This window comes from Aporhodopirellula rubra (assembly GCF_014192335.1).
In the GTDB taxonomy this organism is placed as follows: domain Bacteria; phylum Planctomycetota; class Planctomycetia; order Pirellulales; family Pirellulaceae; genus Rhodopirellula; species Rhodopirellula rubra.
This window is the reverse complement of record NZ_JACHXU010000011.1, coordinates 258,975-282,256: the sequence shown is the minus strand read 5'-3', so window position 1 is coordinate 282,256 and position 23,282 is coordinate 258,975. Positions and strand designations below refer to the sequence as shown.

The 23,282-nt window shown below is 58.2% G+C and carries 20 protein-coding genes; 14 read left to right on the top strand and 6 right to left on the bottom strand.

Annotated elements, in window-relative coordinates; genetic code table 11:
- Nucleotides 1-223 precede the first annotated feature (223 nt).
- Both FHS27_RS16515 and FHS27_RS16510 read right to left on the bottom strand, forming a co-directional pair.
- On the bottom strand, nucleotides 224-700 hold the full coding sequence (locus FHS27_RS16515) for an RES family NAD+ phosphorylase (RefSeq protein ID WP_184305987.1): 477 nt from the start codon (nucleotides 698-700) through the stop codon (nucleotides 224-226).
- Nucleotides 700-1,107, bottom strand: a complete 408-nt coding sequence (locus FHS27_RS16510) for an antitoxin Xre/MbcA/ParS toxin-binding domain-containing protein (protein WP_184305986.1) — start codon at nucleotides 1,105-1,107, stop codon at nucleotides 700-702. Before FHS27_RS16510 ends, FHS27_RS16515 begins: the two co-directional genes overlap by 1 nt.
- Before the next feature lie 707 nt (nucleotides 1,108-1,814).
- Between FHS27_RS16510 and FHS27_RS16505 the strand changes: the two genes are divergently transcribed.
- The 3 genes from FHS27_RS16505 (at nucleotide 1,815) to ribD (ending at nucleotide 5,932) form a co-directional block, all read left to right on the top strand.
- Nucleotides 1,815-2,087, top strand: a complete 273-nt coding sequence (locus FHS27_RS16505) for a hypothetical protein (protein ID WP_184305985.1) — start codon at nucleotides 1,815-1,817, stop codon at nucleotides 2,085-2,087.
- A gap of 172 nt (nucleotides 2,088-2,259) precedes the next feature.
- Nucleotides 2,260-4,419, top strand: coding sequence for a protein-disulfide isomerase (locus FHS27_RS16500; RefSeq protein WP_184305984.1), 2,160 nt, complete (start codon nucleotides 2,260-2,262; stop codon nucleotides 4,417-4,419).
- Between the two features lie 373 nt (nucleotides 4,420-4,792).
- Nucleotides 4,793-5,932 carry a bifunctional diaminohydroxyphosphoribosylaminopyrimidine deaminase/5-amino-6-(5-phosphoribosylamino)uracil reductase RibD gene (gene ribD / locus FHS27_RS16495; protein WP_184306015.1) on the top strand — a complete coding sequence of 380 codons (1,140 nt, stop codon included), beginning with the start codon at nucleotides 4,793-4,795 and terminating at the stop codon, nucleotides 5,930-5,932.
- A 100-nt stretch (nucleotides 5,933-6,032) separates the two neighbouring features.
- Here the strand turns inward: ribD and FHS27_RS16490 are convergent, their stop codons facing one another.
- Nucleotides 6,033-7,055 carry a DUF1559 domain-containing protein gene (locus FHS27_RS16490; protein WP_246419924.1) on the bottom strand — a complete coding sequence of 341 codons (1,023 nt, stop codon included), beginning with the start codon at nucleotides 7,053-7,055 and terminating at the stop codon, nucleotides 6,033-6,035.
- Between FHS27_RS16490 and FHS27_RS16485 the strand changes: the two genes are divergently transcribed.
- The 7 genes from FHS27_RS16485 to FHS27_RS16455 all read left to right on the top strand — a co-directional run bounded on the left by FHS27_RS16485 (nucleotide 7,054) and on the right by FHS27_RS16455 (nucleotide 13,421).
- The gene (locus FHS27_RS16485) at nucleotides 7,054-8,901 is read left to right on the top strand and encodes a hypothetical protein (protein ID WP_246419922.1); all 1,848 of its coding nucleotides are present in this window, start codon (nucleotides 7,054-7,056) and stop codon (nucleotides 8,899-8,901) included. The two genes, FHS27_RS16490 and FHS27_RS16485, sit on opposite strands and share 2 nt — an antisense overlap.
- A gap of 507 nt (nucleotides 8,902-9,408) precedes the next feature.
- Entirely contained in the window at nucleotides 9,409-9,783 is a 375-nt protein-coding gene (locus FHS27_RS16480; RefSeq protein ID WP_184305982.1) for a response regulator, read from the top strand.
- Between the two features lie 5 nt (nucleotides 9,784-9,788).
- Nucleotides 9,789-10,277, top strand: coding sequence for an aspartate 1-decarboxylase (gene panD, locus FHS27_RS16475; RefSeq protein ID WP_184305981.1), 489 nt, complete (start codon nucleotides 9,789-9,791; stop codon nucleotides 10,275-10,277).
- Nucleotide 10,278: 1 nt separating this feature from the next.
- Entirely contained in the window at nucleotides 10,279-10,842 is a 564-nt protein-coding gene (locus tag FHS27_RS16470) for a DMT family transporter (RefSeq protein ID WP_144059110.1), read from the top strand.
- Nucleotides 10,839-11,495 (top strand): Maf family protein, encoded by a 657-nt coding sequence (locus FHS27_RS16465; protein ID WP_246419921.1) that lies wholly within the window; start codon nucleotides 10,839-10,841, stop codon nucleotides 11,493-11,495. The genes FHS27_RS16470 and FHS27_RS16465 overlap by 4 nt, the downstream gene beginning before the upstream one ends.
- Before the next feature lie 123 nt (nucleotides 11,496-11,618).
- Complete coding sequence (locus FHS27_RS16460) at nucleotides 11,619-12,641, top strand: DUF1573 domain-containing protein (RefSeq protein ID WP_246419920.1); 1,023 nt, start codon at nucleotides 11,619-11,621, stop codon at nucleotides 12,639-12,641.
- 123 nt (nucleotides 12,642-12,764) lie between these two features.
- Entirely contained in the window at nucleotides 12,765-13,421 is a 657-nt protein-coding gene (locus tag FHS27_RS16455) for a ribonuclease H1 domain-containing protein (protein ID WP_184305980.1), read from the top strand.
- 73 nt (nucleotides 13,422-13,494) lie between these two features.
- Here FHS27_RS16455 and FHS27_RS16450 read toward each other — a convergent pair whose 3' ends face one another.
- Nucleotides 13,495-14,403 (bottom strand): NAD-dependent epimerase/dehydratase family protein, encoded by a 909-nt coding sequence (locus tag FHS27_RS16450; protein ID WP_184305979.1) that lies wholly within the window; start codon nucleotides 14,401-14,403, stop codon nucleotides 13,495-13,497.
- A 216-nt stretch (nucleotides 14,404-14,619) separates the two neighbouring features.
- Here FHS27_RS16450 and typA point away from each other — a divergent pair, with 216 nt between their 5' ends.
- The 4 genes from typA to hisS all read left to right on the top strand — a co-directional run bounded on the left by typA (nucleotide 14,620) and on the right by hisS (nucleotide 19,705).
- Nucleotides 14,620-16,473, top strand: a complete 1,854-nt coding sequence (typA, locus tag FHS27_RS16445; RefSeq protein ID WP_184306011.1) for a translational GTPase TypA — start codon at nucleotides 14,620-14,622, stop codon at nucleotides 16,471-16,473.
- Nucleotides 16,470-17,258 (top strand): histidine phosphatase family protein, encoded by a 789-nt coding sequence (locus FHS27_RS16440; protein WP_184305978.1) that lies wholly within the window; start codon nucleotides 16,470-16,472, stop codon nucleotides 17,256-17,258. Before typA ends, FHS27_RS16440 begins: the two co-directional genes overlap by 4 nt.
- A gap of 167 nt (nucleotides 17,259-17,425) precedes the next feature.
- A complete protein-coding gene (locus tag FHS27_RS16435) occupies nucleotides 17,426-18,295 on the top strand; it encodes a DUF6159 family protein (RefSeq protein WP_184305977.1) in 870 nt (289 codons plus the stop codon).
- Between the two features lie 81 nt (nucleotides 18,296-18,376).
- On the top strand, nucleotides 18,377-19,705 hold the full coding sequence (gene hisS / locus FHS27_RS16430; RefSeq protein WP_184306010.1) for a histidine--tRNA ligase: 1,329 nt from the start codon (nucleotides 18,377-18,379) through the stop codon (nucleotides 19,703-19,705).
- 134 nt (nucleotides 19,706-19,839) lie between these two features.
- Here hisS and FHS27_RS16425 read toward each other — a convergent pair whose 3' ends face one another.
- Nucleotides 19,840-22,152, bottom strand: coding sequence for a hypothetical protein (locus FHS27_RS16425; protein ID WP_246419919.1), 2,313 nt, complete (start codon nucleotides 22,150-22,152; stop codon nucleotides 19,840-19,842).
- 3 nt (nucleotides 22,153-22,155) lie between these two features.
- Entirely contained in the window at nucleotides 22,156-23,280 is a 1,125-nt protein-coding gene (locus tag FHS27_RS16420) for a PDZ domain-containing protein (protein ID WP_184305976.1), read from the bottom strand.
- Between the last annotated feature and the right edge of the window lie 2 nt (nucleotides 23,281-23,282).

Genomic DNA, 23,282 nt, shown 5'->3' with positions numbered 1-23,282 from the left:
CCACTAACGGGCGAGCGACCGAAAAACGCCTCCGGCGAACGGCACCTCACCTCCACCAGCGGAAAAAAAATGAAGTAAGACAAAACAGAGTCAAAACCCACTTGCCAAACAACGGACTTCATAGTCGACCGCCATCACCGAGGACGGCCATTGTGGTTTCCATCTGTAAACGCCCCATGCCGTCCTTCGTGTGCATGGCATGGTTATCTGTGGTGTAAGCAGTTTACGCGCTCGAGTCCAGAAGACGTTGGTCGAACTCCAGCGGCACGGGCGGCTCAACCTCGATTAAACCGAAGTCTGGATGTTGTGGATTGATCAAGCAGTTGTAATCGACACGTGTTACCGCCGATGGAACCAACAAAATACAACTCGACTGTCTTGCAAGCCAATCATCCCCAATCACACGAGTTGAATCAGGGTGGGGCCACATCAGCCAGTTGATCGGGAGCTGGTCTGCTCGCAGAAACTCGCGCGACACATCATCGGGAATGGTCGCTCTGATGTAACTGAAATCAGGCGGAACAATTCGATTGTGCAAATGGACTAAGACTTCCAGCAGTGCTAGCGCTAGCGTGTCACATGCCGTATACACAACAGGCGGGGAACCTATGTTGTTGAAGCGGCCACCAACTTTCGTGGCACCAATTCCTGTGAATGCAGTCGATGCGTACTTAGTCTTCGAGGTACGCCAAACATTCATCAACCGGCAATCCCGTACTGAAGTCGTTTCAGCTCGTGATATACCAATTCAAAACCAACTGTTGTATCCAAGAGTTCCAGCGGCGTTTGATCACCCAGCGTAAGGCTCTTGGTAACCATCCACTGCGCAACGTCTTCCTTCTCCCCAAATAGCTCGAGCGCCTCGGCATAAACCCGTGCGATACGGAGTAGGCAATCCGAAGCCTCTGGTGAGAGCTCCTTCGCATCTTCCGCTAGGTTGTCGAAAGCCGAAAGCCGCGTGATCGCGCTCGCGATTGTCGTACCAGAAAGAAATTCGTCGAAACATTGTCGTGAGAATCCGTTTCGGATGAACGGCACAAAGCTGCTAAAGTCTGCCATTTCAAGGTTGAGCTTCAGCAACCGAGATACGTCAGAGGCGGTTGGCATTGGAAATCTCTTTCGCGCGGAATTGATCAAAATCGTACCGACCTTTACGGATTCTAGCTGGAAACGGCAACAGCAGATTTAATGCTAGCAGGAGCAGTGGTGAGCCACAATCAAATATCGAAACGCAGTTTCCGAGGCTCGGTCATTTGTCAGATAACTTGTTTTTCACCAGTCGGACCGGGGGAGAACGAGTGGTTTGGGGGTGTTTGTGGGGGGATGGTCGTGAGAACAAGTCTTGGCTTGTTAACTTGTTCTCACCCGTTGTGGGCGGACTTCGTCCGCTTGGGTGACTTGTTCTCACGTTCGTGAGATTCCTGAGTGCCCCGCTGATTCTACAGGGGGGATTGTCTCGGATCTTGGAGTGCGGTGCAAGCGTTTTGCTTTCGATGGACACAGGTGCACGCGTTTTTCGAGTGCGGCAATTTGGGGGGCTGGGTAGATTTTTCGCGTTGGCGAGCGGTGTGGGGCACCACCTGCATTGGTTGTGTCGGCCCGCTGGGCTTGGACGGTGGCTTGGGGGGTGGGGGCTGGTTTGTTGTTTGGGGTGGGAGTTGGGTTGTAGCGGGCTGAGGCTGTTTGGGCTTGATGGGTTGGGGGCTGACCGAGGGGCCTCGGTCAGCTACGGGTGAGGGTGGTTTCTGTGCTGGCCCGTTGGGCCTGGGGGTGGGTGGGGGGTGGTTGTTGGTTGGAGGTTGTGGGAGGGCAAATTGGGGATTGGTGTGTTGGGGTTTGGCTGGGGTTTGATTCTTGATCTTGATCTTGATCTTGATCTTGATCTTGATCTTGATCTTGATCTTGATCTTGATCTTGATCTTGATCTTGATCTTGATCTTGATCTTGATCTTTGGTGGTGGATTTTTTGGGCCCTTCGGGCCTGGGTGGTGGCTTGGGCGGTGGGGGCTGGTTTGTTGTTTTGGGGTGGGTGGGAGTTGGGTTGTAGCGGGCTGAGGCTGTTTGGGCTCGATGGTGTTGGGGGCTGACCGAGGGGCCTCGGTCAGCTACGGGTGAGGGTGGTTTTTGTGTCGGGCCTGTGGGCCTGGGCGGTGGCTGGTTTTGGGGCGTGGAATGCTGGGGGTGCATGGCTTGGGGGGCTGCCGTGGGCATGGTAAGTTGCTGGGGCAACTGATTTCACGTCCCCTCCAAAGTGACCCTATGTCGATCGACACTTATGCGATCTGCCCGTGTGGCAGTGGCAAAAAAATCAAATTCTGCAAGTGCAAGGACTCCGTGCATGAACTCGATCGGGTTCTGACGATGGTTGAAGGCGGCCAGCTCGTGCCGGCCCTCGATCGATTGGCGTCGATCCTGGATCAGCATCCCGATGCGGCTTGGGCGTTGGCGATTCGCGGTCGGTTGTTGATGGACCTGCGTGAGTACGATTCGTTGAAAGAGAATGCGGAGCGGTTCACGCGCCTGCAGCCTTCGAACCCGTTGGCTCTGACCCAGAGTGCTGCGGCGGCCATGTTCGCGCAGGATTTGGGCAAGGCGACTGAGTTGATGTTGGAGGCGTTGACGGAGAGCGGCCAGAACGTCGACTCCTTCGTTCTCGACGTCGTCTCGTTGCTTTCGTACGGCTTGGCGGGCAACGGTATTCTCCTGACGGCGCGGATTTATGCGACGTTGGCGTTTGTTTCGGAGGGATACGAAGGGTCGAACATGGCAGCCAATGTGCTGCAGCAGATCAACCGGGACCCAGCGGTCAATTTGCTCGCGAAGTTCATGCCGGAATTGATTCCGCGTCCGGACGGCGTTGATTGGGCCGAGAGGTATGACGAAGCGGCGCTGATGTTGGCGAACAACAAGATTGTGTTGGCTGAAAATAAATTCGATTCTCTGCAACGGACCGCTCCGTCGCAGCCCGCGGTTTTGTCGGGATTGCTGACGTGTTCGGTTTGGCGGGGCGACTACCAGAAGCAGATCGAGTTATTGAAAAAACTGTCCGAATGCGAGAGTTTGTCCGCGGACGATCGTGCTCGTTACTTGGCAACGTCGTTTGTGGCCGGTCCGGATTCGGATGCGATTTCGGTCGAGAAGCGGACGCTGACCACGGATGTCGAGTCGATCGAAGAGACGATGATGTCGTTGTCGTCGCATTCACGGTTCGCGGAATTGCCGCCTGAGTTTCTGCAACAGCTCAAGGGCGACAGAGAGATCGGACCGCGTGCGGCCTATCAAATGCTCGACCGCGAGCCACCGATGGAAGAAGGTGTCCCGAGTGACGTTTCGATGGTGCCGGAATCGATTGCGTTGGTCACGGTGTTCGGACGCGAAACGGACCGTGCGGCACGCGTTGAGGTTGTCGGCGTGACGGCTCAGGACGAGCAGGTTGCTCGCGATTTGTTGGGGTTGGCGTTGCCGGGGCGTCATTTCGATTCCGAACGCGAGGGATGGTTGCCTCTGAATTATGTGGCGATGGCGCAACCGGGCGGATTGAAGATCACGGATCCGTCGCAGTTCGATTTGTTGCAACAGAATTTGTTCGTCGATCGTGCGGTCAAGAAATTGTCGGAAACGGCGGTTCCGTTGCTGGGCGATCAGTCGTTGAAGGACGCGGCGGGCGATGATTCGAAATGGTTGGCGCGAGCGGCGTTGTTGCGTTACCTCGAGGGCGAAGACGGATTGATCTCGCGCGATGAGACGTTGGTCGAGCGATTATGTGAGATTGGTGGCCGGCCGGCTCCTGAGGCGATTGAACCGAAGGGTGAAGATGTCGAAAACATTCCCGCGTATGACTTGAACCGCATCGATCCTTCGGGGTTGGACGTCGAGAATTTGATTTACGTGATCCAGCGTGCTCAGCAGATTTCGGCGACGAAGATTGGACGCCGTGCGTCGCGTCAATTGACCGAGATGGAGTTGCCATCGGAAGGTGAATTGGCGGGAGCGAAGTTGCTCGGGTATTCGTTCTTGATGCAAACGGCAGCGAAGAGTGACGATGCGATCGAGAATTTGGAGGCGGCAAAGAAGTACGCCGAGGCTCATAAGTTCTCGACGGCGTCGTTGTTGTTGGCGGAGTTGCCGCTGCGTCTGCGTCGCGGCGAGCCTGAGAAGTTCCAGGATTGTGTGCAACAGATCGCGCGGACTCATGGTAACGATCCGGAAGTGATGGGGCGGCTGCAGCAATTGCTGGTTCAGTTCGGCTTGATTCGTCCGGACGGATCGCCGGTTCAGGCACCACAGGGTGCGGGACAGGGGCAATCACAGTCGGGCGGCTTGTGGACACCGGACGGTGGCGGCGGGGCTGCGGCAGCTCCGGCGGGCGACGGCGGTGGTGCGGCGCCGAGTAAGCTGTGGGTTCCGGGGATGGACTGATTGCCGGCGGGCACGCTGGAATCTCGAGGCTAGAATCCGTGGGTCGCGTGGCGCGCCTGCGGATGCCGTGTCAAACGTAAATTGCGTCGACCCCGATGGTGGTGTCAGCAGCCAGTGTGTTGGCGGTGCGACCACCTTCGGGGTCGATTGTGTTTTAGTTTGCATGGATCCGGCAGTGTTCGCCTCGCTCGACTGCCGGCTAATTTCTGAAACGCCTTCGGCGTAGAAGAGGCGTGGGGCTTCGGTAACTTTTGGTGAGTGGGAGGTTGCTCACGCTTCGCTTTGCTTGACACTCTCAGTGGGAGGGTGAAGTGGATAGTTTGGGCAGTAGGATGGTTTGGGGCTTGGGGCTGGAATGCGAACTGGGTGAGTGATGATGGACGACGTGCGGTCGGGGGATGAGCGTTGGGTTGCTGAGGCGATCGATTTGGCGTGGGGTGGGCTCGGGAGCGTTGAGCCGAATCCGATGGTGGGTTGTGTGATCGTGCGTGATGGGCGTGCGATCGGGCGTGGATTTCATGAGCGGTACGGTGAGGCGCATGCGGAAGTCAACGCGTTGGCGGATTGCCAGCGGCGCGGTGAGTCGCCCTGCGGTGCGACGGCATACGTGACGTTGGAACCGTGTTGTCACCACGGCAAGACTCCGCCGTGTGCGGACGCGTTGATCGCGGCCGAGATATCACGGGTGGTTGTCGCGGTCGTGGACCCGTTTGATCAGGTGGACGGGGGCGGCGTCGAGCGATTGCGTGCGGCGGGGATCAGCGTGTCGACGGGGGTGCAGGCCGATGCGGCGACGAAGCAATTGGCGGCGTACTTGAAACGCGTGCGTACGGGCCGGCCGTGGGTGATTGCGAAGTGGGCGATGAGCATGGACGGGCGGATTGCGACTTCGTCGGGCGAGAGCCAATGGATCACGGGCGGGGCGTCTCGCGCGGGCGTGCATGAATTGCGAGGCCGCGTCGAGGGGATCGCGGTCGGAATGGGGACCGTGATCGCGGATGATCCGATGTTGACTGCGAGGGGTGGCGGTCCACGGACGCCGGCGCGGATCGTGTTTGCACGGTCGCGTGTTCCCGAGGTGAGTAGCCGGTTGGTTCAGACGGCGTCGGAGACTCCTGTTTGGTTGGTAGCGGGGCCTGAATTATCGGATGGTGCGTTGGCTCGGTTGGCGGACCATGAGGTCGACATCATTCGCGTTGATTCGCATGACGCAGCGGGCATGGTCGACGAGGCGTTGCGGCGCTTTGGTAGTTCGGACAACCCGAGTGGTCGCCCGATGACGAATTTGATGGTCGAAGGTGGTGGCGAGTTGTTAGGGAGCTTTGCCGCGGGCGATCTGATTGATGAGTGTCACGTTTACATCGGGGCGAAGGTGATCGGCGGTCGTGAGGCACCGGGACCGGTCGGTGATCCCGGCTTTCGGCGACTTCATGATGCGAGTGCGTTCGCGATCGAAGACGTGACTCGGTTCGAAGACGATGTGCGTGTGATTTATTGGAAGAGAAGCTGTTAGCTGTTAGCTGTTAGCTGTTAGCCATTAGCCTGTTGCCTGTTGCCTGTTGCCTGTTGCCTGTTGCCTGTTTGCTGTTTGCTGTTTGCCTAATCCCCTCCACCTAATTGTCTTCGGCGAATTTGCCGTCGTTGCGCGCGGTAAGTCGGCCTAGCAGTTCGGTGGAGATCGACGGATCGAAGGTTCGGACGCTGCCGTCGGCGAAGACGAAGTTGACTCCGCCGGTGTGGTAGGAGCCGAAGTTGGTTTGGTAGGCATCGGTTGGGAATCGTGCGAGCGGGTAACCGGGGCCGCCGCACCGAGAGAAGTTGCCGGGGTGATCTCCGTTGTAGATCGCTCCGTCTTCGGGTGCGATTCCGATGCGTGAGGGACGGACGTGTTTTTCACCGACCAATATCGTGTGGCTGGCTCCGTCGCTGAGGCTCGCGTAGTTGGTCCGGCTGCTCCACTGCACCAGTTCGGCGAGCGGTGGTGCGTACCAACCGGTGGGAACGGTCGGCGGTTCGGTTTCGCCGCGTCCCATGATCATCGCGCCGTTGGACGTGATCCAGTTCCAAACGCCGGCGGGGCCGTGACCGGCCGAGCATGCGTAATCGCTCACGACACCGGGAACATGCCCGCTGACTTCGAACGGTGAAAGAATGTCGTCGTTCTGCGTGCTGAGGATTTTGCCGTCGCGGCGTGACGGGCAGAAGTACATCGGGATCGGTGTTTGGCGTGCGGTGTCGGTTTGGTAGTAGTATTTCAACCGATCGTCCCAGGCTTCGGGGAGTGCGGTTTGTTCCATGTGCGGAAGGATGAGGAACGCCCAGCTTTGGAAGTGATCGTAGTTGCGGCTCGGCGGGAGTTCTTTGGTTTGGCTCTCGAAGTTTTGGATCGCCAGGCCGACTTGTTTGAGGTTGTTGATGCACTGGGTTTGCCGTGCCGATTCACGTGAGGCTTGAACCGCCGGCAGGAGCAATCCGATCAAGATCGAGATGATCGCGATCGCGACGAGCACTTCGACGAGCGTGAATGCGAATCGTTTCGCAGAGACATGATTGGGTTGTTCGATCATGGGATGCGTTTCGAGCGGAAGATAAATAATTAGACAAGCATGGCGAATGAAGGATATGATCGTTGCCATGACATCGTTTTACATCAAAACGGATCTCGCGGTGGCCGGCCCATTTACGGGGATCGAAGTTCGCGAGGCGACATTGGCGGGGATTGTTCGTCCGGGCACGCTGCTGAGTCATGGCAGCGAAGGGCCGTGGGTTGCGGCGGCGGGTGCGGGTTTGTTTTGCGACAAAGGCAATGCGTTGCCGCATCCGGCGGGATCACGGGTTCCAACGTATCAGACGCGCGGAATGCCGGGCGCGTTCATGGGACCGTTCAAATTACGCGAATTGATCGGCTTTGCCTGTCAGGGAATGTTGCCGCCGGGCACGGAATTGCAGAGCGACCCGTCGCGTCCGTGGATTCCCATCACCGGGACAGGGATCTTACCGGCGTGTCTGCGGGGCGATTTGGTGCGGATCGACGAAGGCGGAAAGCTGGTGCTGCGGACGCTCGTTCCGAAGGATTTATCGGAGCGGCGGGAGCGGCTGAAGTCGTTGATCAGCCCGATCGAGAGGGCCAAACAGATTCAGGCCAAAGGAGCGACCGCGGCGCCGTTGGCGGATTCGGCGAATCGCGTAGCAGTGAAGTCGTCGACAAAATCGAGGTCGAGTTCGGCTCCCGACGTAATCGCGAACGAAGCGGTCGCCGCGGGGAGTGGGGCGGCGATCGATGATGGCTCGGGCGCGGCTGAGTCGTCGGTGAAGTCCTCAGGTGAGTCGGTAGGGTTGGACCGCAGGAATGAGGCTTTTGGGTTTGGAGCCATGCGTGCTCCGGCGCAAGAGAAGGAGTTAGCGAGAGACGTCGAACGCCGACGACGCGTTGGTGTTTTTTCGCGGTTGAGAGATTCGGTGCACGAGCGGATCGGACAACTCGTTCGACCTCGTGTTGCGGTGAAGTTGGTCGTGGTGATGGTTGTGATTGCGTGTGTGATCGGATTGCCGGTTGGTTATTCGGCGTACAAACGGATGCCGTTGCCGCGGCAAAGCGTTGTGGGGAATTGGGTCGGTGTGGTGAACGATGTTGGTGCGGTGGAACAGGCCAGCACGGTGGAACAGGCCGGCATAGTCAACGAGGCCGGCGCGACGAAGCCAACGTTTGGGGTTTCGCTGAGTGAGATCGGAACGTGCGTGTTGGTGAACGCGACGGGGACGTCGTGGACGGGAAAATATTCGTGGACGGATCGCCAGGACGAACGAAGCGGATTCCGGCCTGATGATGAATTGGTGATTCGCTACGACGAGGCGGAACCGCACCATCGCGAATCGACGGTTGAACCATCGGACGGTTATCTGAAGTTGGGCGGGTTTGTTAAGTCGCCGCCGCGATTGGATGGGCATCCGGTTCGTGATCTGTTCGTGCGTTGCGACGGCGAGCGATTGAGTTTGGGGTACCCGGTGTCGGCGAGGTGGGTTGATGGACGACGTGAGTTAACGGCCGCGTGGGTGGATGCGAATCGCAATCGATACGGTGCGGGTGAAACTGCCGGCGGCGATCGTTCTGCCCGCGAGATCGTTCGGCATCTCGAGAGTCTTCCCGAGGAGTTGCCTCGCGGGGAGGAGATTGCGTCGCCGGTTTTGCCGATTGCCAAAGCGATCGGGGAGGCAAAATCGGGCCACGAATTCGAGTTGTCGGGCAGAAAGGTGCGATGGAACGCGTGCTTCACGTTTTCCTATTTGGTCGACGTGGGGTACTTGCTCGAGCAGTTCGGCGTGCCCGCCCAGGCGAGGGCGGTGAGAGAGTTTGAGAAACCGCTGAGCTACGGAGGGCCTTCGTTGGACGGGGCGGTCTGGCTTCGTTATGACGGAATCGAGTTCATGGCGAATCCGGACGGGAGGATCGTGTTTCTGGCGATTGGTGATCCGATCCGGTAACGCGGTTTTGATACGAGGCGTGAGTTGATGTGGCGCGATTATTGAAAGCGTTCACGCTTTCGCGAGGTGCTTTTGCGGTGCGAGAGGGTGGCGGAAGGCGTGTTGGGCGAGATAGGAAGCGCGAGTGAAAAGTGAAGCGCCGCGTGGGCGGAAGGCTGGTAGGGGGGCGAAAGCGGGCCGAAAACGGGGTGCAGTGGGCGGGGATTTGCGGTTGTGCGAGGCAAAAGCCCGACGGGGCGGGCTGGCGAGATCCGTGCACCTTGCCGATTCGCGGATTCCCGGTTAAACCTGTTGATGTTCCCCACCCGACCCATGGCTTTCCCGCCCGCGTATGATGAGTTGCCCCGGTGTTCCGATTGGAATCACGGGCTCGTTTCGCGGAGAATGCGGGACTGGCCGAGCGGTCTGTCGCATGAGGCGGTTGGGAACGATCGGCCATTTGAGACCGATTGGTCTCTCTTAATCTTTAGATGCTCCCTCCTTCGCCCCCACATCACGTCCCTCCCAATGGTAAAAACGCTAGTTGATTGCGGAAATTGCGGTCCTGACTTCAATTCGATTCGCCAAATGGTGACGTCAAATTTTGAAGCCACGGTGTTGCAGACGCATGGCGCCGATGACACCGTTGAGTTGCTCCGTAAACGCAAAGTCGATTTGGTGACGGTCAATCGCAAGTTGGACCGTGATTACAGTGACGGATTGGAGATCATCAAGAAGATTAAATCGGATCCTGAGATCGGTAATGTTCCCGTGATGTTGGTCACCAATTACGACGAGCACCAACAGGCCGCTGTGGCTGAGGGTGCGACGTACGGATTTGGTAAATTGGAGATCGGCAACGAGGGAACGATCGAAAAACTGAAACCTTTTCTAACGAGCTAGCGACCTTGGACGCTCCCCATCGTTATCGCAAACTGCTCGCCGCGAAGATTCATCGCGCGACCGTGACCGCCGCCGACGTCAACTATGAAGGTAGTCTGACGGTGCCTCCGGAATTGCTGGAGGCGGCCGGGATTGTTGCTTATGAGTCGTTGCACGTTTGGAACGTGACACGTGGTTCGCGGTTGGAAACCTATGCGATCGAGGGCTTGCCGGGCTCGAGTGATATTTGCGCCAACGGCGCCGCGGCGCATTTGATTCGCCCGGGCGATCATGTGATCTTGGCGGCGTATGCGATGATTCCGGAATCGGAAACGAAGTCGCACCAACCGAAGCTGATCTTTGTGAACGAGAAGAACGAGATCAGTCACACCGGACCCGAGGTCCCGGGGCCTCAGATGCCTACGGCGGCGGATCGCGGAACGGGCAAAACGTCCGACGCCGACGGATTTAAATCGGCGGCCGCTCGCCAGCACGCGTTCGCAGAAGAGTGCTAGGTTGAGTCCCTCACCGGCGGGCGAAACGGGGTGGATGACGCTGGCGGTGGTGATCGGTTTGTTTGCCGGTGGGATATTGGCAATCCAGCCGAGTGCCAACGGGATGCTGGGTCGGTACATGCATCACCCGCTGCATGCGTCGTTGTACTCGTTCGGTTCCGGGTTTGTGATCGTGCTGGTCATCTCGCTCGTGTGCGGGATTTTGCCTCCGCGGATGAGTGTGTCGCCGACGCAGTTGCCGTTTTGGGCGTGGATCGGTGGCGCGATCGGTGTCGTCTTGGTCACCAGTTCCTTGGTGCTGGTTCCGCGTGTCGGATCGTTGCCGTGGTTTGCGGCGGTGATGACGGGGCAAACTCTGTTGGCAATGTTGCTCGACCATTACGGATGGTTGGGCAACCCGCGTGTCCCAGCGACGCCGCTTCGGGTGTTGGGGGTCACGCTGTTGATCTTGGGCGTGTTGGCGATTGTGTTTGCCAAACGCGGAGCGGTCGCGGAATCGATTCCGCCGAGCGAGCACGTCGACACGAGTATTACTAAAACAGTCGGGGAGAATCCGGTCGAATGAGTAACACGTTGCCTTTGATGAAAGGTTTGCCGCGAGCGAAAGTCCCGACGGGAGAACCGTTGGTGTTGGCCAGTGGGTCGCCCCGCCGAGCGGAATTGATGCGTGCGGCCGGGTACGATTTCGAGGTTTGTCCGGCGGCGGATTCGGCGGAATGTGGAGTCGACTACAAAGAGACCGCGCAGGAGATGGTGGCTCGGTTGGCGTTTCAAAAGGCCGTCGATGTGGTACGTCGTCGCAAGCGTTCGTTCATCATTGCGGCCGATACGTTGGCCTCATGCGGCGCAAAGATACTCGGCAAACCGAAAGACCGGGCCGATGCGGAGGCGATGTTGCGGCTGCTGTCGGGGCAGAAACACGACGTGTATACGGGCGTTTGTTTGTGGTCGACGGGCACGAATCAGTGCTATTTGGACGTCGTGCGATCGCGTTTGCAAATGTCGGAGCTCGACGAAGACGCGATCACCGCATACCTCGACGGAGGTAAGTGGCAGGGAAAGGCCGGCGGATTCGGGTACCAGGACGACAATGACTGGATCGAAATCGTCGAAAACGATAGTGAAAGCAACGTTGTCGGATTACCCATGGAACGATTGGCGGAAATATTGGAAAATTTCGCATCATTAGCCGACAAGGTACAAAAGGAAGTCCGCTGATCTGCTTCGGCCCGAATATGCAGGAACGACTCAGGGGGAATTCCGCTGAGTGACCGTCAGCTGTGAGATGTCCAGCTGACCCTCCAATATTTCAATAGACAGGAACGACGGAAGTTCAATCCAATGAAATCAGCAATGCCCCCAATCCGCATCGTCCGTAGTTTGATTTTTACGTTCTTGGTCGGTACGGTTTCCGTGCTCACGATGCCCGTCGACGCGATCGCGGAAGAAAACTGGGCTCAGCGGATGTTTACTGAAACGAAGCATGACTTCCGAGTCGTGGGACGTGGGGCGACGGCGGAGCATTATTTTGATTTCCGAAACCTGTACGAAGAAGACGTCCACGTTGCCGCTGTCCGCAGCAGTTGCGGATGCACGACGCCTTCGGTCAGCAAGGATACTCTCGCCACGCATGAGACGGCGTCGATCGTCGCGACGTTGAACACGAGCACTTTCATCGGCCAAAAGGCGGCCACGATCACGGTCGTGTTTGACCAGCCTTACTACGCCGAAGTGCAGTTGCAGGTCAGCGGTTTCATTCGCACGGACGTGACGTTCGAACCGGCGGAGATCGATTTTGGTCAGTCCAAACCGGGCGAGATCAAGGACCGGACGATCAAAATTTCTCACCGTGGTAACCCAGGATGGCGCATCCAGGACGTCCGCAGTCACTGCAGCGATTTGGCAGTGAAGTTGAGCCCGCCACGTGTGCAACCAGGTTTGGTTGAGTACGAGATGCAGGTTCGGATGAAGGAAACGATGAGCGAGGGCGACATCCGCGAAAGGTTGACGTTGATCAGCAATGACACTCAGTTCCCGACGATTGAAATGGCCGTCGCGGGGCATGTTCGTCCCACTCTCAGCGTTTCACCCGCAGCGGTGAGTCTAGGGACGTCGGAGATCGGTGGATCGGTTGGCAAGCGATTGTTGGTGCGAGCCGACGAGCCGTTTTCGATCACGGATGTTCGCTGCATCGACAAGCGTTTCACGTTTGAAATCCCCGAGGGCAAGAAGAAGCTTCACTTCGTTCAGTTGAAGTTTGCGGCTGGGGATGAGCCTGATCGGATCGCACAAAAGATCGAAATTGTTACTGACTTGCCGGGCGAGAAAACCGCGGAGTGTGTTGCGACCGGGACGGTGAGGTGACGTTGCAGCTGACAGGTTGCGGGTTGCCGGGTAGGTAGTTCGGTTAAGCGACTACGGTAGAACGAGTGCCAGTGGGTGCACCGGAGGTTTGTTTGGTTTTGATTGGCATCCGAAAGAGTTAGTATGGCGGCGAAAAAGCCAAAGTCTTATGTCGTTTGGCAAGGGTTTCATCCGGGCGTGTATTCGACATGGGCGCAATGCCAGAAGGAAATTTCGGGCTTTTCGGATGCGAAGTACAAGTCGTTTCCTACGCGAGCGGCGGCGGAGTCGGCGTACGCGGAAGGGCCTGATGCGTACTGGGGCAAAGGTGGGGATTCGAAGAAGAAGAAACCCACGCCAACGGTTGACCCGGATGACCTCGCGGGGTTAGGCGTCGACATGTCCGCGTGGGCGGTCGACGCAGCGTGTAAGGGCAATCCCGGTGAATTGGAATACCAGGGCGTCGAGATCGAATCCGGTATCAACTTGTTTCACATGGGGCCTTACCCCGAGGGCACGGTGAACATCGGCGAGTTTCTCGCGATCGTTCACGCGTTGGCTCTGCTCGATCACGCAGGGCAATACGACACGCCGATTTATTCCGATTCGCGAATCGGACGGACGTGGGTTGAGAAAGGTGTTTGCCGGACGAAGTTGCCCGCGTCGGCGGAGAACCAAAAACTATTCAACTTGGTACGCCGTGCAGAGAAATGGTTGGCCGAGCACGAGGTTCGAAACCCCATTTTGAAATGGGAAACAAAAGTCTGGGGCGAGATCCCCGCCGACTTTGGAAGGAAGTAGCTGTTAGCTGTTAGCTGTTAGCTGTTAGCTGTTAGCTGTTAGCTTCTAGCTTCTAGCTTCTAGCTTCTAGCTTCTAGCTTCTAGCTTCTAGCTTATGTCCTGTTACCCGCACCAACGTCTCGATGATGCGTCGGATTTCAGATTCGTCGCTGAAACGCATTCCGAGTTCTTCGATCTTGTCGGTGTGGAGTTCGCGGGCGGACGTTTTTTCGTCGCCGATCCATTTTGAATCGCTGCCCGTGAGTTCGCGGACCATCGTTGCGATTCGGTGGTGGCTGTAGAAACCGGCCGAGCAGTTGTAGGTTTGCCCGGCGATGGGTTGGTCGGTGTTGAGCAGGCACAGGACGGCTCGGGCGAGATCGTTCACGGGAACGACTTTCCCGCCGCCACTGATGTCGACGGACTCACCGGATTTGATCGCACGAACGAGTTCGTACCACTTGGAGTTTTCGATCGGATCGTCGACGCCCACGATGGAAACGGGGCGGAGGGTGGCGATATTGAGGCGATCGGATAATCCGTAGGCATGGACGAGCGTTTCGACGGACGCTTTGCTGGCGCCGTACATGGTGGTCGGCCACAGCGGGTGTCGTTCATCCAGAGGCAGGTCATCGGCGACCTTCTGGTGAACGGTCCCCGACGAGATCGACACGAACCGCTGAACTCCTGCGGTCTCGGCTTCGGTGATCAATCGCAGCGAGCTGACGACGTTGGTCTCGAAGTAGGCGATCGGGTCGTCCGGTTCGGTCATGAAGCTCTGACCTTGGCGTGCGACGGCGGAGTGAACCACGGCGTCGCACCCCTCTACAAGGCTGCGTGTGGCGGCGGAGTCGTTGAGGCTGCCGCGGATCCACTCGACGCGGGATTTCGGCTTTGGGGCGTGGCTTCGGTACCAGGCTCGGACGGTGTGCCCGGCGTCGGTCAGGTGTGAGATGACGTGGCGACCGACGAATCCGGTGCCGCCGGTGATGGCAACGAGCATGGTGTAATTTGCGAAAGGGCGAGCATTGGGTTTTAGGGGCGGTTACGGCGGGGATGGGCAACATTCGTGCCAATTCGCCTAGTGACAGATCGCCGCACAAACTAGAACTAGGCGAACGTCCATCGAGATAGCGATGCCGAACTGACCATGCTATCTGTTTTCGCCCGCCAACGTCAGTTTAGATCGAAAGTTCCTCCCTTGTCTCCCGCGTCCACATTGAACCAAGACACCTCCACCACACCGTCGTCCACCCGCGAAGACATTCGCAACGTGGTGATCATTGCCCACGTCGACCATGGTAAAACGACGTTGGTCGATTGCCTGCTGCGTCAGAGCGGGCAGTTCCGGGACACGGAATTGCAGGGAGAGCGGATTCTCGATTCGAACGATCTCGAGCGAGAACGCGGGATCACGATTCTCGCGAAGAACATCGCGATTCCTTATCGCGGCGTCAAAATTAATTTGATCGACACGCCCGGTCACGCGGACTTCGGTGGCGAAGTCGAGCGGGTGGTGAAGATGGCGGACGGTTGTTTGGTGTTGGTCGACGCGGCGGAAGGCCCGATGCCCCAAACCCGCTTCGTTTTGGAAAAGGCCCTGCAAGCGGGGTGCAAGCCGATTGTGGTTGTGAACAAGGTGGATCGTCCCGACGGTCGACCTCACGAGGCTCTCGACGAAGCACTCGAACTGCTCGCGGATCTCGGTGGCGAAGAACAGCTCGATGACATCGGATTTGTCTACACCAGTGCGAAGGAAGGATTCGCGACGACCGATCACGAAGTCCGTACGGAAAACATGTTGCCGTTGTTGGATCTGTTGGTCGATCACATTCCTGGGCCGACGATTGATCCGGATTCGGACTTTCAAATGATGGTCACGACGCTCGACTGGAGCGAATACGTGGGCCGAATTGCCGTGGGGCGTATCAACGCGGGGACGATCTCGACAGGGCAATCGTTCGACTTGCACTGCCTCGGTGCGGACGGCCAGCCGACCAAACGCAAAGTCAAACCGTCCGGTCTTTACTTGTTCGATAATCTCGGACGCGTTGCGGCGGAAACGGCATCCGCCGGTGACTTGGTCGCGATCGAAGGTCTCGATGATGTTGAGATTGGTGACACGTTGACGGCAACCGGTGCGGATAACCCGTTGCCTCGTCTGACCGTGGACGAGCCGACTCTCGAGATGGTGTTCAGTGTGAACTCATCGCCAATGGCCGGTCGTGAAGGTAAGTACGTGACCACGCGCCAAATCAAAGCGCGTCTCGAAAAAGAGCTGGAGCGGAACGTTGCTCTTCGCGTTCGGATGATCGAAGGAACGGAGGCTTATGGAGTCGCAGGCCGCGGAGTTTTGCACTTGGCGATTTTGATCGAAACGATGCGTCGCGAAGGTTTTGAACTGAGCGTTGCGAAGCCGCACGTTGTTTTCAAAATGATCGACGGCAAGAAGCACGAACCATTCGAAACGCTTCGCGTGGAAGTGCCGACTGATGTGATGGGGCCTGTTATGGAACTCGTCGGATTGCGTCGTGGGCAACTCGAAGAAATGAAGCAACGCGGCGATTACAGCCTGTTGAAATTCAGCGTTCCTTCGCGTGGCTTGATTGGACTGCGTACCCGTTTGCTCAACGCGACCAAGGGTACCGCGATCATTCACCACCGGTTCGAAAGCTACCGTGTTGTCGAAGGCGATGTGCCGCGTCGTGCCAACGGTGTGTTGGTTTCGATGACGGGCGGTAAGACCATGCCGTTTGCACTGTACGCGTTGCAGGACCGCAGTGATCTGTTTGTGCCTGCGGGCGTGGAAGTTTACGAAGGCATGATCGTCGGCGAAAACGCTCGCGAAGGCGACATGGTCGTGAACCCGTCGCGTGAGAAAAAGCTGACCAACATGCGTGCGAGTGGTAGTGACGAGAACGTCATTCTCAAGCCACCACGCGACATGTCGCTCGAAACAGCACTCGAGTACATCGAAGACGATGAGTTGGTCGAAGTCACGCCGGAATCGATTCGTTTGCGTAAGATGGCGTTGAAGGAATCTGAGCGACGTCGCAAGGGACGCAACGCGTGAACCCCGGAGAGTCGTTTGAGCTGCTGCTGATTCGGCACGCCGAAAGTGCCAACAACGCGAAACCTGTCTATGAACGGGTTTGCGATCCACCGATCACCCCGCGTGGTCGGTTGCAGGCGGATCACTTAGCGACTTGGATGCACTCGTTGCCGCTGGACGTTCTGGTGACGAGTCCGTTCCGTCGTACTCTCGAGACCTCTTATCCGATCCTGAAACGCCGAGCGTGCCCGGTGCAGGTTTGGCATGACGTGTTTGAAAATGGCGGTTGCTACCACGGCCACGACGTCAAGAGTTTCGTCGGTGCCGAAGGCATGAACCGCCGGCAAATCGAACGCTTCTTTCAACCGCAACCGGCCCTCGCGGGCGTGAGCGTGGGAACGCAGGATCCTGCGTCGATCTCAGGCGATACTTCGGCCGGTGAAGATGGGCTGGACGATCGGTTTTCGTTGACGATTGACGATGAGATCGGTGACGCGGGATGGTGGGCGTGTCGTCCACGCGAAGAATCGGATGAGACGAAACTCCGCGCGACCCAGGTTGCCGAGCGTTTGGTCGAGACGTTCGGCGGAACCCGTCTGAGTGTTGCGTTGGTCATCCATGCTGACTTCAAACGTGAGTTGCTTCGCGTCCTTTTGAAGGACATTCTTTGCATGGATTCGGTCGGCGCCATTGCGAACACGTCGGTGACCATGCTTCGTGGATCGAGTGAAGGCGTTTGGCAATTGGGATCGCTCAACAGTGTCACGCACGTGCCGCCGCGGTTGATTACCGGACGCGAGTCCTGAGTCGCGAGCAGCCTGACGGCTGCGTGGCATCTTGTTGCGGGCAGTTCGGTTGTCGTCGCAGTTGGTGCCGCAAAGTTGCGTGAGGGTGTTGGGGGCGATAGGATTGGCGTGCGGCGATCGTTCTTCTCATCGCTGAGTGTCGCTCTCTTGTTGCCGGGGTTTAGGCCATGTTCCAACGATTCACAAACGGTTTTCACCTGGCTCAACAAAGCTGGCACGTGTTGAAGACGGACAAGCATTTGTTGTTGTTTCCAATGTTGAGCGGCATTTGTTGTTTGATTGTGATGGCGACGTTTGCGATTCCGCTCTTCGCGTCGGGCATCTTTGAGGGCGCGATGCAGGACGGCAACGTTGAGGTCGCGGGCGATGACACGTTGACTGAGGTGTTGATGTGGGGCGGGTTGTTCGTTTTCTATTTTGTGAACTACTTCGTCATCGTTTTTTTCAACAGCGCGTTGATCGCGTGTGCGGTGAAGCGTTTCTATGGTGAGCGTCCGACGATCGCCGAAGGGTTTTCCGCATCGATGGCTCGGTTGCCGCAAATCGCCGGTTGGGCGTTACTGAGTGCGACCGTTGGCGTGGCACTGCGAGCGATCGAGAGTCGCAGTTCGCGGGTGGGCGCGTTCGTCGCCGGATTGCTGGGTATGGCGTGGTCGGCGGTTACGTTTTTCGTGGTGCCGATTTTGGTGATCGAGCGGGCCGGGCCGATCACGGCGGTCAAACGTTCGACTCAGATTTTGAAGGAATCGTGGGGCGAAGCGTTTGCGGGCAACGCGAGTATCGGCTTTTTCTCGTTTCTGGCGATGCTGCCGTGTATCGGTTTGATCGTCGGTGGCGTCGTGGCGATCGGTAACGACTTGGCGATCGTGGGTGCGGCGTTGATTGTCGCAGGCGTAGCCGGTTTGCTGTTGGTTTCGCTGATTTCGAGTGCTCTGTCGGCGATCATCCAGGCGGCGGTGTACATGTACGGCGCGAACGGGAAAGTGCCCGCCGGTTTCGAATCCACGACGCTGCGATCGGCATTCGCGAAGGCGTAACGTCCCTATCGCTGGACCGCAGGGGCGATAAACTACGTGGGAAAATTTTGATCTCCACACCCCGTTTGTTTGCCCATGTCCCTGATTCAACCCCGCACGCTCAAAGGGTTCCGTGATTACTTGCCCGCGGCAATGATCCCCCGCGAGCGATTGATGGAAACCGCTCGCGAAACCTTTCGAAGTTTCGGCTTTGCACCGATCGACACGCCAACGCTCGAGCATCTCGAGATTCTGACGGGCAAGGGCAGCGAAGAGACGGACCGGCAGTTGTATCAGTTCGTCGATGCGGGTAAACGGCCTGTTGGGATGCGGTTCGATTTGACGGTGCCGTTGGCTCGGTTTGCGGCCCAGCACATCAACGAACTCGGTACGCCGTTCAAACGGTATCACATCGCGCCGGTATGGCGTGGCGAAAACCCGCAGGCGGGCCGATACCGAGAATTCTATCAGTGCGATTTCGATACGATCGGAACTGAGTCCGTGCTCGCGGATATCGAAGCAGTAACGGTGATCGACTCGTTGATCCGCGCGATCGGAATCGATGCGTTCACGATCAGCATCAATAACCGTGCGATCCTGAACGGGTTGCTCGAGTCACTCGGACTCGCGGAGAAATCGACTCCGATTTTGCGTAGTCTCGATAAGCTCGCAAAGATCGGACTCGAGGCGACGGCGACCGAAATGGTCAATGCGGCGGGAATCACGATGGAGCAAGCTGGGCAAGTGTTGCAGTTGGCACAGTGCGACGGCGAGGCCGAAGAGGTGTTCTCGAAGTTGCCCGGAATCCTCGGCGATAACGAAAAGGCAAACGAAGGGGCGGCTCGGTTGCGTGAGATCTACGACGGTGCGATCGCGTCGGGGGTTTCGCCGGATCGGATCAAGATCGATGTTTCGATCGCACGTGGGTTGGATTACTACACGGGCGTGATTTTCGAGACGACTCTCGATGAGTTGCCCGGTATCGGTAGCATCTGCAGCGGTGGGCGATACGACAACCTCGCGGGTCTGTACACGAAACAGCATCTTCCAGGTATCGGTGCCTCATTGGGGCTCGACCGTTTGCTCAGTGCGTTAGAGACGCTCGATCGATTGTCATCGAACAGTAAGCCGTGTCCGGTGTTCATTCCTTTCTTTGATAAGGATCACCGTGACGATTACCTACGTTTGGCGACGAACCTTCGCCGTGCGGGCATTGGGACGGAGGTCTATCCCGAACCTCGTAAATTGAAGGCTCAGTTGAAGTACGCCGATGGGCACGGATTCGCGTACGCTCTGATCGCGGGCGGTGACGAATGGGCGCGGGGCGAGGTGCAAGTCAAAGTGCTGGCGGAGAAAGTGTCTGAGGACGTCGTTTACAGCCACGATGCACCGGAGCAATTGATCGCGAGACTGACGAACTCGCCGTCGTAAGGGCGGCGCGATCTGAGGACGCGTGAGTTGCTCGTCGCACTAGGGCTAGTGCTCCAGACTCGGGCTCAGACTCAGGTTCCGGCTCGGGCTAAGTCTCGGCGAGACCGAGATCCGTGGCGGGAGTCGCTGGTCAGCTAGTTTGCGAACGGTTTTAGGATCGCGGGCAGTTGCCGGTAGAGGAAACGCGGCACAAGTCCGAGGTAGCGATCCGAAACAGGATCGTGCTTGACCAGGATGAGTGTGTCGGCGCGAACGGCGGCTTCGTTGATCCGGGCGATAATTTCGTCGCGGCGCGGACCGAGTTCATCGCCGATGATCAACAACGGCATTCGGTCATAGGTTGCTTCGGTTCCGACCCACCAGTGTTTTTCGTCGGCAACGCGGGTTTGCAAACCCATCGGCGCCAGGGATTTCGCGAGCATCGCGCCGGCGGGTTGGTTCGCGTAGGGAAGGACGAGTTGGCCGGGGGACAATCGACGTTGGCGTGCGTCGTCCCAATTGACCAAACAGGCTGCTTGGTTGACGCGAGCGGTGTGGCGAAGGAGTCCCGCCAGTGCAATCGCGGTATCGAGTTGAGGTCCCGACTCGCCGCCTGCGAGCAGCGGCCAGTGATCGGAAAACACGTCTGGTTCATCGTTACGGCGAACCACCGGGCCAGACGGGATCGGCTGGTCTAAGCATTCGGCGCGAGCGGACCAATGCGATCGTGCGTTTGCACTCAGTTTTGTTGGCATGCCGCGGGCATCACGGAGGCAGTCGGTGACGAGGGCCCGTAGACCGATTCGTTCGCGTTCTTCCCATTCGGTTGATTCGACGAACTGGTCGATCCACTTTTGTGCGGAGTCCTTCTCATCGCCGAAGTCATCGACTGAGATCGCATCACTGAGATGCTGTTTCATGGCCGCTTCGCTGATTGTCAGGAACAAACGCGTGGGTTCCTTTTCGAATGTCAGCCCGAGGTGCTGCGCGACGGCATTCATCAGGTCACCGATCGGTTTCCATCCCGGCTTGTCATCTCGTACCAATTGGGCGACGGAAATGTCAGCGAGGTCGAGTGTGACCCAATCGATTTGAATGGGAACTTGAGTCAGTTCGCTGCAGACGAGGATGAAGTCCGACAGTGGGTAGCCTTCGGTTTGGATCGCGACGCGAAACTTCAACGCGTTGTCGATGTTCACTTCGGGCGGCGGCGTCGCGAGAAGCATCGGGTCGAGCATCGCGTCGGCGGCCGATTCGATCATCAGTTCTTCGGCGGGTGCATCCTGCGGCGTGGTCGGCGGGGCGTCGGGGGCGGCACCCGGCAGATCGAGCAGTTGAGTGAAAACCTCGAGTCCGGCGGGCATCTCCATCAGCGGATCGTTGCTGTCGACGTTGTCGGCGTCCGCGTTTTTGTTTTGATCCGCCGGTGGAGGAACGACGGGGCCGTTTCCACCGAGGATGTCGGCGGGAATCAGATCGTTTGGAATCGGGCCGCCAAGGTTGGGCTGCATCGATGTCGGGGGATCTTCAGTGGTGGTCGGATCGGTGTTGTCGGCGTTGGGGGACTCATCGAGTTGTGCGTTCGGATTTCCGCGGTCCGATAGCGCGTTATCGATCGGCAGCGTGTTGTCATTCGCGACGGAGTCATTTGGGTTGGTCGCGACTGTCGAGGGTTCGGTCTCGCCATCCTCGGTCGTGCGTTGTGGATCGTCGATGTTGGCGTCTTCGTCGGTTGTTGCGGTGGGCTGCATCGCGACAGGTTCAGGCGTTGATGAATCGCCGAACATCCATGCGGCGAGGATACCCAGAACCAGGAGGCTGCCCAGGGCGGCGACGCCGATGAGGAGTTGTTTTTTACGTCGCTGGCTCGGCTCGCTCGACCAATTGCCGGCGGATTCCCAGTCCGTGTCGTCTGCGTCGGAAGCGTGCGGAGTCTTGGCAGACGATTCCCGGTGCCCTGCGAAGCCCGATTCGACGGGCGGTGCATCATGCGGGCTCGCGAATGCTTCTTGCAGCGTGTCGTGGTCGGGAGGAACGTGCCCTAGGTTTGATGCGTCGCCAAACACGTCCGACTGTGTCATCTCTTCGCTGTCGACGTTTTCGTTCCCGACGACCATCGGTGGTTGCGATGCCGGCGGCGGATTGGCGGGAACGCGGCGGGTGGGTGTTTCGGGCGAAGATCGCTGTGGTGTTGGACTCTGTGCTCCCGGTGAACTGGGAGATGGCGTACCCGGAGTCGGCGTTTGAGAGGTTGGCGATTTGGAAGCCGGGTTCGGCGCTGTCGGGTTCGGAGGGGATGGGGTGTTTGCCGCCGGGGGCGGCGCATCGGCGGGTGGTGTCTCCGGTTCAGCGATTTGCACCATCGATCCGCATCGCGGGCAGGCGACGATCGTGCCAACGAGCGCTTCGTCGGTTACCTTCAAACGACAATGGCAACTGACGCAGCGGACAGAGAAAGGAACAGCCAAGTGTTATTTACCGCCCGCTTCAGCGATCATGCTGGAGACTTCCGAGGAGACGAGCGAAGCCGTCAACGCGTAACTGACAACGCGTCCGGCGCGGGCGATGTTGATTCCGATCACGCGACCTTCCGAGTCCAGAATCGGCCCACCGCACTGTTCCGGGTTCAGCACCGTGTCGTGTTGGATCGCCTGTTCGAATCCTGACAGTCGAACGTTTCGGGCGCCGTTTACGCGGGCATCGTTCTCGGACTCCTGCATCACGGCGTACTCGCTCAAGCGGGCCGGGATGTCGACGGTGCTGCCATCCCGTTCGATCGTGAGTTGAACGACCTCGCCGGGGAACATGCTGTTGAGAGTCGAGACGACTTTGTCGACGTTGCTCTGCGTGCGTCCATCGATCGCGATGATTCGGTCGCCACGTTCGAGTCCGGCTTCATCGGCACCGCTGTTTGGGATGATGTTACGAACGCGAGCGCCGATTTCTTCGATCCGTTGCAGCTCGATTCCCAGTCGTCCCTTGTGTGCGACCTTTCGCGGTGACGCGCCAACGACGCCGAGTCCGATCACGCGAGCGGACCGGTCGGGGCTAATCAGGAAGCTCCCGATCATGGGGACGAAACGTTGGAAGGTGACCGGTTTGAGTGCGTCTCGCACGGTGTTTGCGTCCGCTTGCACGACCAGCAACGCGAGGTCACTGGCACGTCGTACGGCGGCAACGCGAGCGGGCAGCAGTCGGCCATCGGCGAGGCGAACACGGATCGGGTCGCCCGACAATTCGCTGCGTTTGGTCAAAATGTAAGTGTCGATTTGATCCGACGAATTGACAGTTGCGGGAGCCTTCGACGTGCCGTCTTGTCGTTGGACGACGGTTCCCAACGCGACAGGACGGCCACTGTTGATGACTTCGACGATGCTGCCTTCGATCGATGCGGCGATCGGGTGCACCAATCGCATCATTTCGCTGGAGTCGCGGCGATGCACGATCGAATCACGGCGGTGCATGGCTCGGTCGACCAACCGCTGGTGTTGCAACCACTCGGGCGTTTCGCCGAGGTCTTGTGCCGACGCGATGTTCGGCGCCAGCCATACCGAGGCGACTAGACAGAGCAGGACGACGAATTTGTTATTGGTCATCG

What these genes read in the sequence shown, in the direction of transcription:
- FHS27_RS16515 (WP_184305987.1), bottom strand. Translation starts at nt 700, where the DNA reads ATGAATGTTTGGCGTACCTCGAAGACTAAGTACGCATCGACTGCATTC.
- FHS27_RS16510 (WP_184305986.1), bottom strand. Translation starts at nt 1,107, where the DNA reads ATGCCAACCGCCTCTGACGTATCTCGGTTGCTGAAGCTCAACCTTGAA.
- FHS27_RS16500 (WP_184305984.1), top strand. Translation starts at nt 2,260, where the DNA reads ATGTCGATCGACACTTATGCGATCTGCCCGTGTGGCAGTGGCAAAAAA.
- ribD (WP_184306015.1), top strand. Translation starts at nt 4,793, where the DNA reads ATGATGGACGACGTGCGGTCGGGGGATGAGCGTTGGGTTGCTGAGGCG.
- FHS27_RS16485 (WP_246419922.1), top strand. Translation starts at nt 7,054, where the DNA reads ATGACATCGTTTTACATCAAAACGGATCTCGCGGTGGCCGGCCCATTT.
- FHS27_RS16490 (WP_246419924.1), bottom strand. Translation starts at nt 7,055, where the DNA reads ATGGCAACGATCATATCCTTCATTCGCCATGCTTGTCTAATTATTTAT.
- FHS27_RS16480 (WP_184305982.1), top strand. Translation starts at nt 9,409, where the DNA reads ATGGTAAAAACGCTAGTTGATTGCGGAAATTGCGGTCCTGACTTCAAT.
- FHS27_RS16465 (WP_246419921.1), top strand. Translation starts at nt 10,839, where the DNA reads ATGAGTAACACGTTGCCTTTGATGAAAGGTTTGCCGCGAGCGAAAGTC.
- FHS27_RS16460 (WP_246419920.1), top strand. Translation starts at nt 11,619, where the DNA reads ATGAAATCAGCAATGCCCCCAATCCGCATCGTCCGTAGTTTGATTTTT.
- FHS27_RS16455 (WP_184305980.1), top strand. Translation starts at nt 12,765, where the DNA reads ATGGCGGCGAAAAAGCCAAAGTCTTATGTCGTTTGGCAAGGGTTTCAT.
- FHS27_RS16450 (WP_184305979.1), bottom strand. Translation starts at nt 14,403, where the DNA reads ATGCTCGTTGCCATCACCGGCGGCACCGGATTCGTCGGTCGCCACGTC.
- FHS27_RS16435 (WP_184305977.1), top strand. Translation starts at nt 17,426, where the DNA reads ATGTTCCAACGATTCACAAACGGTTTTCACCTGGCTCAACAAAGCTGG.
- FHS27_RS16420 (WP_184305976.1), bottom strand. Translation starts at nt 23,280, where the DNA reads ATGACCAATAACAAATTCGTCGTCCTGCTCTGTCTAGTCGCCTCGGTA.